This window comes from Streptomyces sp. NPDC001902, assembly GCF_042891295.1.
Taxonomy (GTDB): Bacteria; Actinomycetota; Actinomycetes; order Streptomycetales; family Streptomycetaceae; genus Actinacidiphila.
Genome location: NZ_JBIATA010000039.1, coordinates 1 through 14,388 on the forward strand (window position 1 = coordinate 1; position 14,388 = coordinate 14,388).

General features: G+C 73.1%; 11 protein-coding genes and 1 pseudogene. 4 read left to right on the plus strand and 8 right to left on the minus strand.

Going from position 1 to position 14,388, the window contains the following annotated elements; genetic code table 11:
* Positions 1–196, minus strand: a pseudogene (locus ACFYYN_RS39475) (ABC transporter ATP-binding protein); the annotation flags it as partial.
* Positions 197–731: 535 nt separating this feature from the next.
* Here ACFYYN_RS39475 and ACFYYN_RS39480 point away from each other — a divergent pair.
* Positions 732–1,205 (plus strand): GNAT family N-acetyltransferase, encoded by a 474-nt coding sequence (locus tag ACFYYN_RS39480; protein ID WP_500549673.1) that lies wholly within the window; start codon positions 732–734, stop codon positions 1,203–1,205.
* Here the strand turns inward: ACFYYN_RS39480 and ACFYYN_RS39485 are convergent.
* The 3 genes from ACFYYN_RS39485 to ACFYYN_RS39495 form a co-directional block, all read right to left on the minus strand.
* Complete coding sequence (locus tag ACFYYN_RS39485; protein ID WP_500549625.1) at positions 1,099–3,255, minus strand: acyltransferase family protein; 2,157 nt, start codon at positions 3,253–3,255, stop codon at positions 1,099–1,101. The genes ACFYYN_RS39480 and ACFYYN_RS39485 overlap by 107 nt on opposite strands.
* A 206-nt stretch (positions 3,256–3,461) precedes the next feature.
* On the minus strand, positions 3,462–4,052 hold the full coding sequence (locus tag ACFYYN_RS39490; RefSeq protein WP_500549626.1) for a GNAT family N-acetyltransferase: 591 nt from the start codon (positions 4,050–4,052) through the stop codon (positions 3,462–3,464).
* Positions 4,049–4,627, minus strand: a complete 579-nt coding sequence (locus ACFYYN_RS39495) for a helix-turn-helix domain-containing protein (RefSeq protein WP_500549627.1) — start codon at positions 4,625–4,627, stop codon at positions 4,049–4,051. Before ACFYYN_RS39495 ends, ACFYYN_RS39490 begins: the two co-directional genes overlap by 4 nt.
* Before the next feature lie 138 nt (positions 4,628–4,765).
* Here ACFYYN_RS39495 and ACFYYN_RS39500 point away from each other — a divergent pair, with 138 nt between their 5' ends.
* From ACFYYN_RS39500 to ACFYYN_RS39510, 3 genes are all read left to right on the plus strand, one after another.
* Complete coding sequence (locus tag ACFYYN_RS39500) at positions 4,766–5,620, plus strand: oxidoreductase (protein ID WP_500549628.1); 855 nt, start codon at positions 4,766–4,768, stop codon at positions 5,618–5,620.
* Between the two features lie 67 nt (positions 5,621–5,687).
* Positions 5,688–6,326 carry a mycothiol-dependent nitroreductase Rv2466c family protein gene (locus tag ACFYYN_RS39505; protein ID WP_500549629.1) on the plus strand — a complete coding sequence of 213 codons (639 nt, stop codon included), beginning with the start codon at positions 5,688–5,690 and terminating at the stop codon, positions 6,324–6,326.
* A gap of 233 nt (positions 6,327–6,559) precedes the next feature.
* Positions 6,560–7,597: a Gfo/Idh/MocA family protein gene (locus ACFYYN_RS39510; protein ID WP_500549630.1), complete on the plus strand. Its 1,038-nt coding sequence runs from the start codon at positions 6,560–6,562 to the stop codon at positions 7,595–7,597.
* On the opposite strand, the gene ACFYYN_RS39515 is transcribed toward ACFYYN_RS39510, so the two are convergent.
* From ACFYYN_RS39515 to aceE, 4 genes are all read right to left on the minus strand, one after another.
* Positions 7,566–9,092, minus strand: a complete 1,527-nt coding sequence (locus ACFYYN_RS39515; RefSeq protein WP_500549674.1) for a glutamate synthase subunit beta — start codon at positions 9,090–9,092, stop codon at positions 7,566–7,568. The two genes, ACFYYN_RS39510 and ACFYYN_RS39515, sit on opposite strands and share 32 nt — an antisense overlap.
* A 138-nt stretch (positions 9,093–9,230) precedes the next feature.
* A complete protein-coding gene (locus ACFYYN_RS39520) occupies positions 9,231–10,979 on the minus strand; it encodes an MFS transporter (RefSeq protein WP_500549631.1) in 1,749 nt (582 codons plus the stop codon).
* Between the two features lie 32 nt (positions 10,980–11,011).
* A complete protein-coding gene (locus ACFYYN_RS39525; protein WP_500549632.1) occupies positions 11,012–11,491 on the minus strand; it encodes a MarR family winged helix-turn-helix transcriptional regulator in 480 nt (159 codons plus the stop codon).
* Positions 11,492–11,635: 144 nt separating this feature from the next.
* Positions 11,636–14,311 carry a pyruvate dehydrogenase (acetyl-transferring), homodimeric type gene (gene aceE, locus ACFYYN_RS39530; protein WP_500549633.1) on the minus strand — a complete coding sequence of 892 codons (2,676 nt, stop codon included), beginning with the start codon at positions 14,309–14,311 and terminating at the stop codon, positions 11,636–11,638.
* Between the last annotated feature and the right edge of the window lie 77 nt (positions 14,312–14,388).

The following is a 14,388-nucleotide window of genomic DNA, read 5'->3' on the forward strand; positions in this document are numbered from 1 at the left end:
TCTTGCCCGAGCCGGAGCGGCCCTTGAGCGCGACCAGTTCACCGCGGGCCACGGAGAAGGACACCCCGCCCAGGGCGTGCACCGCGGTGTCCCCGGCGCCGAAGGTGCGCACCAGGTCCTCGACCACCACCATCGCCTCGGAGGCCGCCCCGCCGCTCGCCGGGCCCTCACGCCGTTCCAGCAGTCCCTCGCTCATGCCCGCCAGCATAAGGGGAGGTCACCGCCCACAAGGAAGGACCGTCACCGCACTGCATCGGCATGTGACACGTGTGACACCATGCCTGATCGAGATCGCAGACGAAGGAGACGCCTTGGGCGCGGCGAGCACGGAGGCGCTGGCACGGGTCACCGCCAACTTCCGCCAGTACTTGGCGGGGTGGGGCCGGACGCAGCGAGCCGACGGCGACCTCGACCGCTATCGCAGCGGTCTCGCCACGCCGCTGTTCAACGGTGTGGCCCGGGTACGGTCCCTGGACGCGGTGGCGCAGTCCGTGACCGCCGCGCGCACCGAACTCGCGAGCGTCCCCTGGTGGTGGGCCGGCCCGGACAGCCCCGAAGGCACCCCTGCCGCCCTGACCCGGCACGGCGCGGTCCCGCTCGGCGCCCTGCCCCTGATGGTGCGCCCCCCTCGACCGCGCCCCGGACGCCCAGGACCCGCCGGCCGGCTGGGCGTCGAGGTGGTGGAGACCCCGGACCGGCCGGCCGAACTGGTCGGCACGTACCGCACCTCCATGGGCATCGCGCCCGAGCTGCAGCCCGGCCTCGTACGGTCAGAAGCGCGGCGCGCGGACAACGCGGACATCGTCCGCCTGGCCGCCGTGCTGGACGGTGACGTCGTCGGTACGACGGTGCTGATCACGGCGCACGACGTGGCCGGCATCTTCCTCGTCCACGTCGCCGCGCCCCACCGCCGCGGCGGCATCGGCGCCGCACTGACCTCGGCCGCCCTCGACGTCGCCCACGACCGGGGCACGCACCTGGCCGCCCTCATCGCCAGCCCGCGTCCGGTGAACCCCTCTACCGCCGCTTCGGCTTCACCACGGTCTCCGAGTACCGGCTCTTCACCCTGCCCGCCTGACTCCCGGCCGGCGAGAGGGCCTAAGGGCCGGTCGGCCGTACGGGGTGCCGGCTCAGGTCGGCACCGTAGAGGACGGTCATCTCGTGGTCCAGGACCGGTGCGATGGCCTCGGCGTAGGACTCGGTGAGGTGGCTGTCGTCGCGGTAGACGAAGGTGTCGGCCACCACGACGGGACAGTCGCCGCCGGTGCCGCAGAGCCAGGGGACCGGGTCGACCACCGAGACGCCGGTGGCCGCGGCCGCTTCGGTGATCTCCCGCTTCTTGTCGGGATCCCTGACCGCCTGCCCGATCTCGGACGCGCACCGTTCCAGCTCCTGCGGATGGGTCCCCGCGCAGTCGACCGCGTCCCCCTTCGGCCAGGGGGTGTCCTCGATGGCCAGCACCTGGGCGCCGCTCCTCGCCAGTTCCCGGTAGGTCCGCTCGAAACCGTCGGTCCACTGCCGGCGCGGGTCGGCGGACGGCCGGGCCAGGTCGGCCGAGTCCGAGGAGGAGGCGATCACCAGCGCGGGCTTCAGGGACCCGATCCGGGCCAGTGCCTTGGTGCGCCACCGGTCGCAGGACGTGTACGGCTCGCCCTGGTAGACCGTGGTGACCGCGGCGACCTTGCACGACGCCTTGGTCAGCGAGACCAGTCTCCAGTGGCGCTCGCGGGCCAGCCGGTCGAGCGCGGGGAACCACTGGGCCGCGTGCGAGTCCCCGAAGAGGACGACCGTCTTCGTCGCGGACCGGTCGCCGTAGACGCAGGACGGTGTCGCCGTGCTCTGGTAGCCGATGTGGCAGCCGTCCCGGTAGACCGCGGACAACGTCCCCTTGACCTTGGTGATCCCGGGCGTGAGATTGACCGGCAGACTGCGTTCGGGTGCCTCCAGCAGCTCGGTCAGACGTGTCTGCGGGTCGGTCACCCCGGTGAGCGCGCCCCTCAGCTCCGGGGCGGCCGCTCCCGAACTGATCAGTGGCGGGAAGGCCGTCGCGACCAGCGCCGCCGCCGTGGCGCACGCCGTCAGCCCCGCGCCCAGCCCCAGTGCCCGTGCGGGACGGCCGCGGAAGACGTGGTGGAACCGCACCGGGTTCTCGACCAGACGCAGCGTCCCCCAGGCCAGCAGCAGGGAGATCGCCGCACACACCAGGCCGAAGCGGACGGTCGCCGGCCGCTCCCACGCCATCGGCAGGATCACCAGCATCGGCCAGTGCCACAGGTACCAGCCGTACGACAGGCCGCCGACCCAAGTGAGAGGCCGCAGCGACAACAGCGCGCCGGCCCCGTACCGCGCGGGGGAACAGCCCCCCGCCAGCACCAGCACGGTGCCGAGCACGGGCGCGAGCGCATAGGGCCCGGGGAACGGCGTGGCGTCATCGAACCAGACCGCCGCCACCACCAGCGACACCAGCCCGGCCCAGCTCATCGGCCCGGCCACCTGGGCCGGCAACCGCTCCAGCCGGCCGGCGGAGAGCGCGAGCAGCGCGCCGGCACCGAGCTCCCAGAAGCGGGTGTGCGAGCCGAAGTACGCCCAGGACACCGAGGTGCCCGTCACCCACACGTTCAGGGCGAAGGAGATCGCGCACAGCACCGCGAGCGGCGCCGCCAGCAGTCCGGTCCGGCGCCGGGCGAGCTTCCAGCTCGCCCACAGCAGCAGTGGCCAGACCAGGTAGAACTGCTCCTCGACCGCCAGCGACCAGAAGTGCTGGAACGGCGACGGCGGGCTGTCCGCGTTGAGGTAGTTGGTGCCGGCGTTCGCCAACCGGAGGTTCACCACGTAGAAGGTGCTGCCGAGCGCATCCCCGACGTACTCCGCGAAGCGGACCTTCGACAGGTACAGCCAGGCGCCGCCGAGTGTGACGACCCCGACGAGGGTCGACGCGGGGAGCAACCGCAGGGCCCGGCGGGCGTAGAACCTCCGCACCGACACACGGTCGTTCCGGGCCAGCTCACGCAGCAGCAGCGAGGTGATGAGGAAGCCCGAGATCACGAAGAAGACGTCGACCCCGATGTAGCCGCCCGCCAGCCGCCGGACTCCGGCGTGCGAGAGCACCACGAGCGCGACCGCCAGCGCGCGCAGCCCCTGGATGTCCAGGCGCAGCGGTGCTCCGGCGGCCGGACGGACCGGTGTTCCGGCGTTCGCCTCCGGTGGCGGGGGTGCCTGCGTCGCAGTTGCCGCGGGCCACGACGCACGTGACACGGAATCTCCTCTGGTCTTGATGGACGAGCGCCGAACCGTGCGACGCCGCTGACCAGACGCGCGATGACCGGGGAGGGTTGCGCGCGATCGGCCGGGTTCGGCCGTTCTTCGCCGGCTGCCCGCTCGTCCTTGTCCTTCCGTTCACCGCGAGGTCGCGTACCGGCGGATCCGCGCTCGCAGTACGGGCGGGAGCGAGGCGCGCGGGCCTACGGCCGGTGGCTCGACGCGCGCTCCTGCGCGGACGGCAGCGCCTTGAAGTAGAAGGTCGTCGGCCGCAGCACTCCCGCCGGGTTCGCGGCGTGGGCGGGGACGGTGCCGTAGGGGGTCCAGCCGGCGCTGCGGTAGAGCTGTTCTGCGGGGCTGGCGGTCTCGGTGTCGAGCAGCAGGAGGGTCGCGCCCGCGGCCGCCGCGGCGTGTTCGGCGACGGTGAGGAGGGCGCGGCCGAGGCCGTGGCCGCGGGCGCGGCGGTGGACCATGAGCTTGAGGACCTCGGCGCGGTGGCGGCCGTTGGGCTTGCCCTCGTGGGCGAGGCTGACGGTGCCGGTGAGACCGGCGGTGTCGCGGGCGGCCCAGACGGTGAGACCGCCGTCCGCGACGACGTGGGCGCGGGCGCGCCACCAGGCGGCCGCCTCGGCGTGGGTGAAGGGGGTCACGAAGCCGAGGGACGCGCCGCCCTCGACGGCGTCCACGAGGAGGGCGGCGAGGTCGTCGGCGGATTCCAGCAGGGCTTCGGCGGAGAGCGGGGCGACGGCGTGCACGGGGGCGGGGGCGGGGGCGGGGGCGCGGCTGTCCTTCATGGCAGTACCACCACGACGGTGTAGCGGGCGGGGTCCGGGCCGGGGCAGCGGAAGCGGGAGGTGCCCCACAGGCGGTAGCGGAGGCAGTCGCCGGGGGCGAGGTGGTGTGAGCGGTCCTCGACGGTGACCGCGAGGGCCCCCTCGTGCAGCCACACGTGGTGTTCGAGCCCGGGCACGGGTGGGCCTTCGTACGCGATGTCCGCACCGGGGCGCAGCACCCCTTCGATGATCTCGGCCCGCAGTCCGGGGTGCGGGGGTGAGACGGAGCGCCGCTCGAAGCCGGACGGGGTGTCGGTCCAGACGCGCTGGTCGGCGGCGCGTACGAGCTGCGCGGGCTCGCCGCCGCTCTCGACCTCGGCGAGCAGTCGGGACATGGTGCGTCCGTACGCGGTGCACAGGCGCCCGAGCAGGGCGGCCGTGGGGCTGATCTCGGCGCGTTCGAGGCGGGAGAGCGTCGAGCGGCTGATGCCGGTGCGCGTCGCGAGGTCGTCGAGGGACCAGCCGCGCTCGTCGCGCAGCTCGGCGAGGCGCGCGGCGAGGCGGGTGTCGACGGACGTGGGGGCGGGTTCTCTCACATCCGGGACGGTATCCCAGATCCGGGACAAGACCAAGGGTGAGCGGGCCCGCGCCTTTGACGCACTCCGGCGGGTCGCCTATCGTGTAGTAGACCGATCGTCTACTAGCCTCCTCACCTCCCTCGGAGCAGCAACACCATGAGCGTTCAGGGCCAGAGCAAGACGTTTCTGATCACCGGTGTCAGCGGCGGCCTCGGCCGCGCCTTCGCCCAGGAGGCACTCGCCGCCGGTCACCGGGTCGTCGGCACGGTCCGCGCACCGGAGCGGATCGCCGAGTTCGAGGCCCTGGCCCCGGGGCGTGCCAGCGCCAGGCTGCTGGACGTGACGGACGAACAGGCCGTCGTCCCCCTCGTCGACGAGGTGGAACGGAACATCGGCCCCGTCGACGTGCTGATCAGCAACGCCGGCTACGGCCTCGAAGGCACCGTCGAGGAGTCGGCGATGGCGGACCTGCGCCGGCAGTTCGAGGTCAACGTCTTCGGCAGCGTCGCCGTCATCAAGGCGGTCCTGCCCCACATGCGCCGGCGCCGCGGCGGGCACATCGTGACGCTCTCGTCCATGGCCGGCCTCACCGCCCTCCCCGGAGTCGCGTTCTACGGGGCGAGCAAGTTCGCCATGGAGGGGATCGCCGCGTCCCTGGCCCAGGAGGTCGCCGGTTTTGGCATCCACGTCACCTCCCTCGCGCTCGGCTCGTTCCGCACCGACTGGGCGGGCCGCTCGATGACCCGCGTGCCGCGCAGCATCCCCGACTACGACACGCTGTTCGACCCCATCAGGTCCGCCCGGCAGGCCAAGAGCGGCAACCAGGCCGGTGATCCGGCCCGCGCCGCCCGGGCGCTGCTGCGGGTCCTGGATGCCGACAACCCCCCGGTCCACCTCGTCCTCGGCACCGATGCTCTGCGTCTGGTCGAAGAGGGGCAGCGGCTGCTGCGCGAGGACCTCGCCGCCTGGGCCGACCTCACGGTCTCCACCGATTTCCCCGCCGACCGGTGAACAACGTGAACCCGACGTCTCCCTGGCCCCTCCGCCAGGGTTCCTGCTACCGAGTTTGGACCCTCCTGTGAACGCATCCCGCCCCCGTACGGCCGTCGACTTCTGGCTTGACCCGGTGTGCCCCTGGACCTGGCTGACCTCGCGCTGGATGCTCGAGGTCGAGAGGATCCGGCCGGTCGACGTCACCTGGCGCGTGATGAGCCTGGCCGTGCTCAACGAGGACCGCCTCGACCAACTGCCGGAGCGCATACGCGAGCTGATGGGCCTGGCATGGGCGCCGGTCCGGGTCCTGACCGCGGCCTCGCAGGCCTACGGACCCGAGGTGACGGGGCCCTTGTACACCGCCATGGGCACCCGCTTCCACCTGCACCAGCAGCCCCGGACCAAGCCGACGATCGCGGCCGCGCTGCGCGACGCGGGCCTGCCCGAGAGCCTCGCGGACGCCGGCGACACCGACACCTTCGACGTCTTGGTGCGCGCCTCCCACCAGCAGGCCGTCGACCTGGTCGGCGAGGACGTCGGCAGCCCCGTCGTCGCCCTGCCCGGTCAGGACGGTGACAGGGCCGCGTTCTTCGGCCCGGTGGTCAGTCCCGCCCCGAAGGGCGAGGAGGCAGGGCGCCTCTGGGACGCCGCGATCGTCCTCGCCTCCATGCCGGACTTCTACGAGATGAAGCGCACCCGCACCGCCGGTCCCGTCTTCGACTGAGGCGCGGCGACTGCGGCGACTGCGGCGGTGGCGTGGGCGGTGGCGGCCAGGGGCCCGCCGCCGCCCCCGGCCGAGGTGGGCCCCGCTTGGCCCGGTTTCCCCGAGGCCGTCGCGGGCCGTTCGCCTGCGCGGTGTAGCGTCGCCGACGGGGTCGAGGCCGGATGGATCGCCGAGGCCTGCACGTTGTTCCACGGGGACCACCGACCCGCAGTCATGGAAGAGGTACGCACCGCATGACCACCGAACCGTTGCGCATCGGCGTGCTCGGCGCCGCCCGCATCGCCGGGACCGCCATCGCCGCCCCCGCCCGCACGACCGGTCACCGGCTCGTCGCCGTGGCCGCCCGCGACCGCTCCCGGGCGGCGGACTTCGCCGCCGAGCACGGCGTCGAGCGCGTGCTGGACTCCTACGCCGACGTCATCGCCGACCCCGAGGTCGAGGCCGTCTACAACCCGCTCGCCAACGGTCTCCACGGCCCCTGGAACCTGGCCGCCATCGCGGCGGGCAAGCACGTGCTCAGCGAGAAGCCGTCCGCGAGCAACCTCGAGGAGGCCGTCGAGGTGCGCGACGCGGCCGCCAAGGCGGGCGTGGTCGTCATGGAGGCGTTCCACTACCTCTACCACCCGGTCACCCGGCGCCTGCACGAGCTGCTGGCGTCCGGTGAGCTCGGCGAGCTGCGGCACGTCGAAGCCGTGGTCAACATCCCCGCGCCCGCGGACGAGGACCCCCGCTGGTCGCTGCCGCTGGCCGGCGGCGCCCTGATGGACCTGGGCTGCTACTCCCTGCACGCGGCGGGGTCCCTGGCCCCGTGGGCCGGCGGCGCCCCGCGCCTGGTGGCCGCGCGCGGCGGGGAGCGCGCCAAGGCGCCGGGTGTCGACGAATGGCTGGACGCCGACCTGGAGTACCCCGGCGGCGCCACCGCCTCGGCCCGCTGCCACATGGACGCCGAGGCGCTCGAGATGAGCTGGCGCATCGTCGGCAGCCGCGGCGAGGCCACCGCGCCGTGCTTCGTGCTGCCGCACCAGGACGACCGGGTCGTGGTCCGTACGCCGGACGGCGAGCGGGTCGAGGAGCTGGGCAGGCGCCTGTCGTACACCTACCAGCTGGAGGCGTTCGCGGCGACCCTGCGCGACGGCGCCCCGCTGCCCACGGACGCCGACGACGCCGTGGAGTCGATGCGCATGATCGACGCCTGCTACCGCGCCGCGGGCTTCGAGCCGCGCCCGCGTTCCGCCGCCGTCACGCCACCAGCGGCCGGGTCGTCGGCGTGATCGGTGCCAGCAGGCACGTGCTGCCGGTGAGCCACCGGTCGACCGCCGCCGCGGCCGACCGGCCCTCGGCGATCGCCCAGACGATCAGCGACTGACCGCGGCCCGCGTCGCCCGCGACGAAGACCTTCTCCACCCCGGTGGCGAAGCAGGCGTCGCGGACGACGTGGCCGCGCCGGTCGATGTCCAGGCCGAGCTGGGTGACCAGCCCGCAGTCGCGTTCGGCCCCCGAGAACCCCAGCGCCAGCAGCACCAGCTGGGCGGGGATGACGCGCTCGGTGCCGTGCTGCGGGCGGCGGTGCCGCGGCTCCACCCCGACCAGGTGGAGCGACCGTACGTGCCCTTCGTCGTCGCCCTCGAAGCGGAAGGTCGAGGCGGAGAACACCCGGATGTCGCCCTCCGGGCCGGGCAGCGGCACACCGCCGTGCTCCGCCGGGTCCCAGATGCCGCGCCGGGCCAGTTCGCGGGCCTCCTCGTGGGCGGGGGAGACCCGGTAGACGTGCGGGTACACCGGCCACGGCTGCTGCTCGGGGCGGTACTCGCCCGGCAGGGGGTTGATGTCGAGCTGCACGACGGAGGCCGCGTGCTGCCGGAGCACGGTGCCCAGGCAGTCGGCGCCGGTGTCGCCGCCGCCGACGATGACGACGTCCTTGCCCTCGGCGCTGACGGGTGACTCGGTCAGGTCGCCCTCCTGCACGCGGTTCGCCAGCGGCAGGTACTCCATCGCCTGGTGGATGCCCGCCAGTTCCCGTCCGGGTACCGGCAGCTCGCGCCATGCCGTGGCGCCCACCGCCAGGAGCACCGCGTCGTGCTCGGCGACGACCCGTTCCGCGTCGAGGTCGGCGCCCACCTCGACCTCGGTGCGGAAGAGCGTGCCCTCCGCGCGCATCTGCGCCAGGCGCCGGTCCAGATGGTGCTTCTCCATCTTGAACTCCGGTATGCCGTAGCGCAGGAGGCCGCCGAGCCGGTCCGCCCGTTCGTAGACGGTCACCGTGTGGCCGACCCGGGTGAGCTGCTGGGCGGCGGCGAGTCCGGCGGGTCCCGAGCCGACCACCGCGACGGTGAGGCCGGAGTGCTGCTCGGGGGGACGGGGGAGGGCGAGGCCGTCCTCCCACGCGCGGTCGGCGATGGCGACCTCGACGTTCTTGATCGTGACGGGGTCGGCGTTGATGGTCAGGACGCAGGCGCTCTCGCAGGGCGCCGGGCACAGCCGGCCGGTGAACTCGGGGAAGTTGTTGGTGGCGTGCAGCCGTTCCGCGGCGGCGGCCCAGTCCTCGCGGTACACCAGGTCGTTCCAGTCGGGGATCATGTTCCCCAGCGGGCAGGCGTCGTGGCAGAACGGGATGCCGCAGTCCATGCACCGGCCGGCCTGCGCGGAGATGATCGGCAGGAGGCCCTGGCCGGTGTAGACCTCCTGCCAGTCCTCGACGCGCTCGCAGACGGGGCGCCGCGCGGGGGTGCGGCGGGGGGTGGTGAGAAAGCCCTTGGGATCGGCCATGGCCGCCTCCGGCGCCGCCGTCACGATCATGGGGAGGCACGGTGACCGCGTCCCCCGGCACATGGCACCGTCAGGCCACCATACGTCGGGTTTGCCGGTATTTCGATGGCGCGGCCACCGTGATCTTCCGCCGTGGGATCAGGCGGCGGCCTCCAGTTCCGCCGAACGCGGGTTGATCAGTACGACGTCGCAGGTCGCGTAGCGCATCAGGGCCTGCCCGGCGCCGGCGTCCAGCAGCGCGGACAGCCCGCCGTGGGTGGGCGCCCCGACGACGATGGCGCGGGCCCCGGTGCGCTCCGCGTGCTCGGCGACCATACGGCCCACCTCGCCATGGCCGGTGGCGTTCCGCAGCACGTACCCGACGGCCGGGATGTCGAGGGCGGCGAGCCGGTCCAGGTGCTTGCGGACGGCGGTCCGCGCGGACTCCAGGTCCTCCGTGTCCGCGGCCGCTTCACCCGCGACGGCGGACTCCTCGACGTGGACGACGTGCACCGTACGGCCGTTGATCGTCGCGAGGCGGCCGGCGGCCGCGGCGACCCGCTCGGCGTGCGGGGAACTGTCCACGGCGGCGACGATGGCGCCGCGCCCCGGGTCGTGGTGCGCCGCGGCGTCGTGCTCGACCGGTACCAGTGAGGGGGCGGCGTCGGCCCCGGGGAGAGGCTCCGGGGCGGGTTCCGAGGCGGCGTCGACCTGTTCGGCCTGGACCTTCTCGGCCTCCTTGAGCAGCCCGTGAGCCGTGGAGAGAATCACGATGCCCAGCACGAGCGCCCCGGCGCCGATGTAGAACGGCACGTGGATCCCGAAGGCCTCGACCAGCTTGCCCGCGGCGAACGGCGCCAGACCGCCGCCGATGAAGCGGACGAAGCCGTACGCGGCGGAGGCGACGGCGCGGTCGACGGGCGCGACGGTCATGACGGCCTGGGTGGTGACGGTGTTGTTCACGCCGATGAAGACACCGGCGACGATCACGCAGACGATCAGCACGGTCCGGTCGTCGGTCCAGATCGCGATGGCCAGCACGGTGAGGGCGAACAGCGCGAGGTTGGCGTAGAGCGTCCGCGCGATGCCCAGCCGGGCCTGCAGCCGCGGCGCCCCGAAGACGGCGAAGACCGCGACGAGGGCGCCCCAGCCGGTGAAGACCAGGCCGAGCTGGACCGCGCCGAGCCCCATCGGGAAGGGCGCGTAGCCGAGCACGGTGAAGAAGGCCCAGTTGTAGCAGAGGGCCGTCAGCGACATCGTCAGCAGGCCGCGGTGGCGCAGCGCGCGCAGCGGCTCGCTCAGCCCGGTCCTGCGGGCCGGCAGCGGGATCGGCTCCACGAGGACGACGGTGGCGACCAGCGCGATGGCCATCAGGACGGCCACGCCGTAGAAGGGGCCGCGCCAGCTCACGTTGCCCAGCAGGCCGCCGAGCAGCGGGCCCACCGCGATGCCGACGCCGAGCGCGGTCTCGTACAGGATGATCGCGCCGACGAAGCCGCCGCTCGCCGAGGCCACGATCACCGCCAGGGAGGTGGCGATGAACAACGCGTTGCCGATGCCCCAGCCCGCCCGGAAGCCGACGATGCCGCCGATGCTCCCCGAGGTGCCGGCCAGGGCGGAGAACACCACGATCAGGGCGAGGCCCGCGATCAGCGTCCGCTTGGCGCCGATCCGGCTGGAGACCCAGTTGGTGATGAGCATGGCGACCGCGGTCACCACCAGGTAGCTGGTGAACAGCAGCGTCACCTGGCTCGGAGTGGCGTCCAGTTGCTGCGATATCGCGGGCAGGATGGGGTCGACCAGACCGATCCCCATGAACGAGACCACACAGGCGAAGGCGACCGCGAACACGGCCTTCGACTGTTTGAACGGATTCACGGAACGGGACGATTGCGCATGCGCGGTCATGTAGGTGCTCCGACGTAGAAACCGATGCCTGATCAACTGCTCCGCTGGGCCGGGCGCGACGGGGCCGGGGGCGGCCCCAGCCGGGTCAGTGCCTCCACGGCCGGCAGCGCGGCCACCAGGGCCGCCCGCTCGTCCGGGCTCAGCTGTTCCAGCAACTCCCCGAGCCGCTCGGCGCGCACGGCGCGACGCCGGGCGATGGCCTCCCGGCCCGCGTCGGTGATGTGGACGAGCACCACACGCCCGTCCGCGGGGTCGGCCGCGCGACCGGCCAGTCCCGCCTCCGCCAGCCGTGACACGACCTGGGTCATCGCCGGCTGAGTGACGCCCTCCAGGGTCGCCAGCTCGGTCAGCCGGAGCGGGCCGGACTGCTCCAGCGTGGACAGCGTCGCCACGGTGGTCAGCGACAGCTCGCTCGGCTGGCTGAGCCTGCGCAGCATGCGGTACAGCCGCTCCAGTGCCCGCGCCACGTCGACGGCGGGGCCGTGGTCTGGGTCGTCGTCGGGAAGATGCATAAGGAATTTATATCACTGCCTTATATATCTGGGGAGGGGGCGCAGGGGGCGGACACGGATGAGGGCCGGGCACGGAAGAGGGCCGGGCACGCCTGTGACGGCGTACCCGGCCCTCATGCCCCCGCCCGGGGCGGAGCGGGGAGCTCAGAGCCCGTAACGTTCCCGGGCCTCCTGCACGGTCTCCCGCTTGACCTCGCCGCGCCCGGCGAGCGCGGCCAGCGCGGCGACGACCACCGACTGCGGGTCCACGCCGAAGTGGCGGCGCGCCGCATCGCGCGTGTCCGACAGGCCGAAGCCGTCGGTGCCGATCGAGTGCCACTCCTGCGGCACCCACTGGCTGATCTGGTCCGGCACCCCGCGCATCCAGTCGCTGACCGCCAGCACCGGGCCCGGCGCGCCCTCCAGGACACGGGTGACGTGGGGGAGCGGGGCGTCCTCGCCACGCAGCCGGGCCGCGTCGTACGCCAGGCCACCGCGCCGCAGCTCGCTCCACGAGGTCGCCGACCAGAGGTCCGCCGCCACGCCCCACTCCGCGGCCAGCAGCTGCTGCGCCTCCAGGGCCCAGTGGATCGCCGTGCCGGAGGCCATCAGCTGCAGTCGCGGCGCGTCGGCGGACAGCCCGGCGGTGTCGGCGGCGCGGAAGCGGTACAGGCCCTTGACGATGCCCTCCTCGACGCCCGGCTCCGCGGGCATGGCCGGCTGGATCTTGGGCTCGTTGTAGACCGTCAGGTAGTAGAAGACGTCCTCCGCGTCCGGGCCGAACATGCGGCGCAGGCCGTCGCGGACGATGACGCCGACCTCGTAGGCGAAGGCCGGGTCGTACGAGACCGCCGCCGGGTTGGTGGACGCGATCAGGTGCGAGTGGCCGTCGGCGTGCTGCAGGCCCTCACCCGTCATCGTCGTGCGGCCCGCGGTCGCCCCGACCAGGAAGCCGCGGCCGAGCTGGTCGGCGAGGGCCCACATCTGGTCGGCCGTCCGCTGCCAGCCGAACATCGAGTAGAAGATGTACAGCGGGATCATCGGCTCGCCGTGCGTGGCGTACGAGGTCGCCGCGGCCGTGAAGGAGGCCATCGAACCGGCCTCGGTGATGCCCTCGTTGAGGATCTGCCCGTTCTCCGCCTCCCGGTAGTACAGGAGCATGTCGCGGTCGACCGGGTCGTAGGTCTGGCCGAGCGGCGAGTAGATGCCCGCGCTCGGGAAGAGCGACTCCATGCCGAAGGTGCGCGCCTCGTCGGGGACGATCGGCACCCAGCGGCGTCCGCTCTCCTTCTCCCGCATCAGGTCCTTCATCAGCCGGACCAGGGCCATCGTGGTCGCGATCTCCTGGCTGCCGGAGCCCTTGGCCAGGGCCTCGAAGGGCTTCGCGGACGGCTCGGGGAGCGCCACCGGGTGCACCCGGCGGGCCGGGGCGGGGCCGCCGAGCTCGGCGCGGCGCTCCTGCAGGTAGCGCACCTCGGGGGAGTCGGCGCCCGGGTGGGCGTACGGCACCAGGTCCCCGGCGAGCGCACTGTCCGGGATGGGGAGTTCGAGCAGGTCGCGCATGGCGCGGAACTCGGGGAGGGTGAGCTTCTTCATCTGGTGGTTGGCGTTGCGCGACTCGAAACCGCGGCCCAGCGTCCAGCCCTTGACCGTCTGCGCGAGGATCACGGTCGGCGCGCCCTTGTGCGTGGTGGCCGCGCGGTAGGCGGCGTACACCTTGCGCGGCTCGTGGCCGCCGCGGGAGGTGTGGAAGCACTCGGCGATCTTGGCGTCCGTCAGCAGCTTCGCCATCTCGGCCAGGGCCGGGTCGGCGCCGAAGAAGTGCTCGCGGATGTACGCGGCGTCGCGGGTGGCGTAGGTCTGGAACTGCCCGTCGGGTACCTCGCGCAGCCGCCGCACGAGCGCGCCCGTGGTGTCGAGGGCGAACAGCTCGTCCCAGGCGGAGCCCCACAGCGACTTGACGACGTTCCAGCCGGCGGCGCGGAACTTCGCCTCCAGCTCCTGGACGATCTTGAAGTTGGCGCGGACCGGCCCGTCGAGGCGCTGCAGGTTGCAGTTGATCACGAAGGTGAGGTTGTCCAGCCCCTCACGGCCGGCGAGGCCGAGGGCGGCGGTCGACTCCGGCTCGTCCATCTCGCCGTCGCCGAGGAAGGCCCACACGTGCGAGCCGGAGGTGTCCTTGATGCCGCGGTGGGTCAGGTAGCGGTTGAAGCGCGCCTGCTGGATCGCGGCGAGCGGGCCGAGGCCCATCGACACGGTCGGGAACTCCCACAGCCAGGGCAGCCGCCGCGGGTGCGGGTAGGACGGCAGGCCGTCGCCGCCGGCCTCCTGGCGGAAGTTGTCCAGCTGCCGCTCGGTCAGCCGGCCGTCGAGGAACGCGCGGGCGTAGATGCCGGGGGAGGCGTGGCCCTGGACGTACAGCTGGTCGCCGGAGCCGTCGCCCTCCTTGCCGCGGAAGAAGTGGTTGAAGCCGGTCTCGTACAGCCAGGCCGCGGAGGCGAAGGTGGCGATGTGGCCGCCCAGGCCCAGCCGGCTGCCGCGGGTCACCATGGCGGCGGCGTTCCAGCGGTTCCATCCGGCGATGCGCCGCTCCATCTCCAGGTCACCGGGGAGCTCGGGCTCCGCGGCGGTCGGGATGGTGTTGATGTGCTCGGTCTCCAGCAGCGACGGCACCGCGAGACCGGACGCCTGCGCGTGGTCGAAGGTGCGGCGCATCAGGTACGCCGCGCGATCGGGGCCGGCGGCGTGGGTGACCGCGTCGAGTGAGGCGGCCCATTCGCCGGTCTCCTCCGGGTCCGGGTCCGGCAGGTGATCGAGCGCGCTCAGCGTGGCGTCGGTCATGGTGAACGCCTCCCAGTTGGTTCCGTGCGGGCAGGGGTGTCCCCGTGTCTCACAGAGTAAGACTGATCGATGATCGA

Excerpts from the sequence above, each read along its gene's own strand:
- ACFYYN_RS39480 (WP_500549673.1), top strand. The coding sequence starts at position 732 with ATGGGCATCGCGCCCGAGCTGCAGCCCGGCCTCGTACGGTCAGAAGCG.
- ACFYYN_RS39490 (WP_500549626.1), bottom strand. The coding sequence starts at position 4,052 with ATGAAGGACAGCCGCGCCCCCGCCCCCGCCCCCGCCCCCGTGCACGCC.
- ACFYYN_RS39500 (WP_500549628.1), top strand. The coding sequence starts at position 4,766 with ATGAGCGTTCAGGGCCAGAGCAAGACGTTTCTGATCACCGGTGTCAGC.
- ACFYYN_RS39510 (WP_500549630.1), top strand. The coding sequence starts at position 6,560 with ATGACCACCGAACCGTTGCGCATCGGCGTGCTCGGCGCCGCCCGCATC.
- ACFYYN_RS39515 (WP_500549674.1), bottom strand. The coding sequence starts at position 9,092 with ATGGCCGATCCCAAGGGCTTTCTCACCACCCCCCGCCGCACCCCCGCG.
- ACFYYN_RS39520 (WP_500549631.1), bottom strand. The coding sequence starts at position 10,979 with ATGACCGCGCATGCGCAATCGTCCCGTTCCGTGAATCCGTTCAAACAG.
- ACFYYN_RS39525 (WP_500549632.1), bottom strand. The coding sequence starts at position 11,491 with ATGCATCTTCCCGACGACGACCCAGACCACGGCCCCGCCGTCGACGTG.
- aceE (WP_500549633.1), bottom strand. The coding sequence starts at position 14,311 with ATGACCGACGCCACGCTGAGCGCGCTCGATCACCTGCCGGACCCGGAC.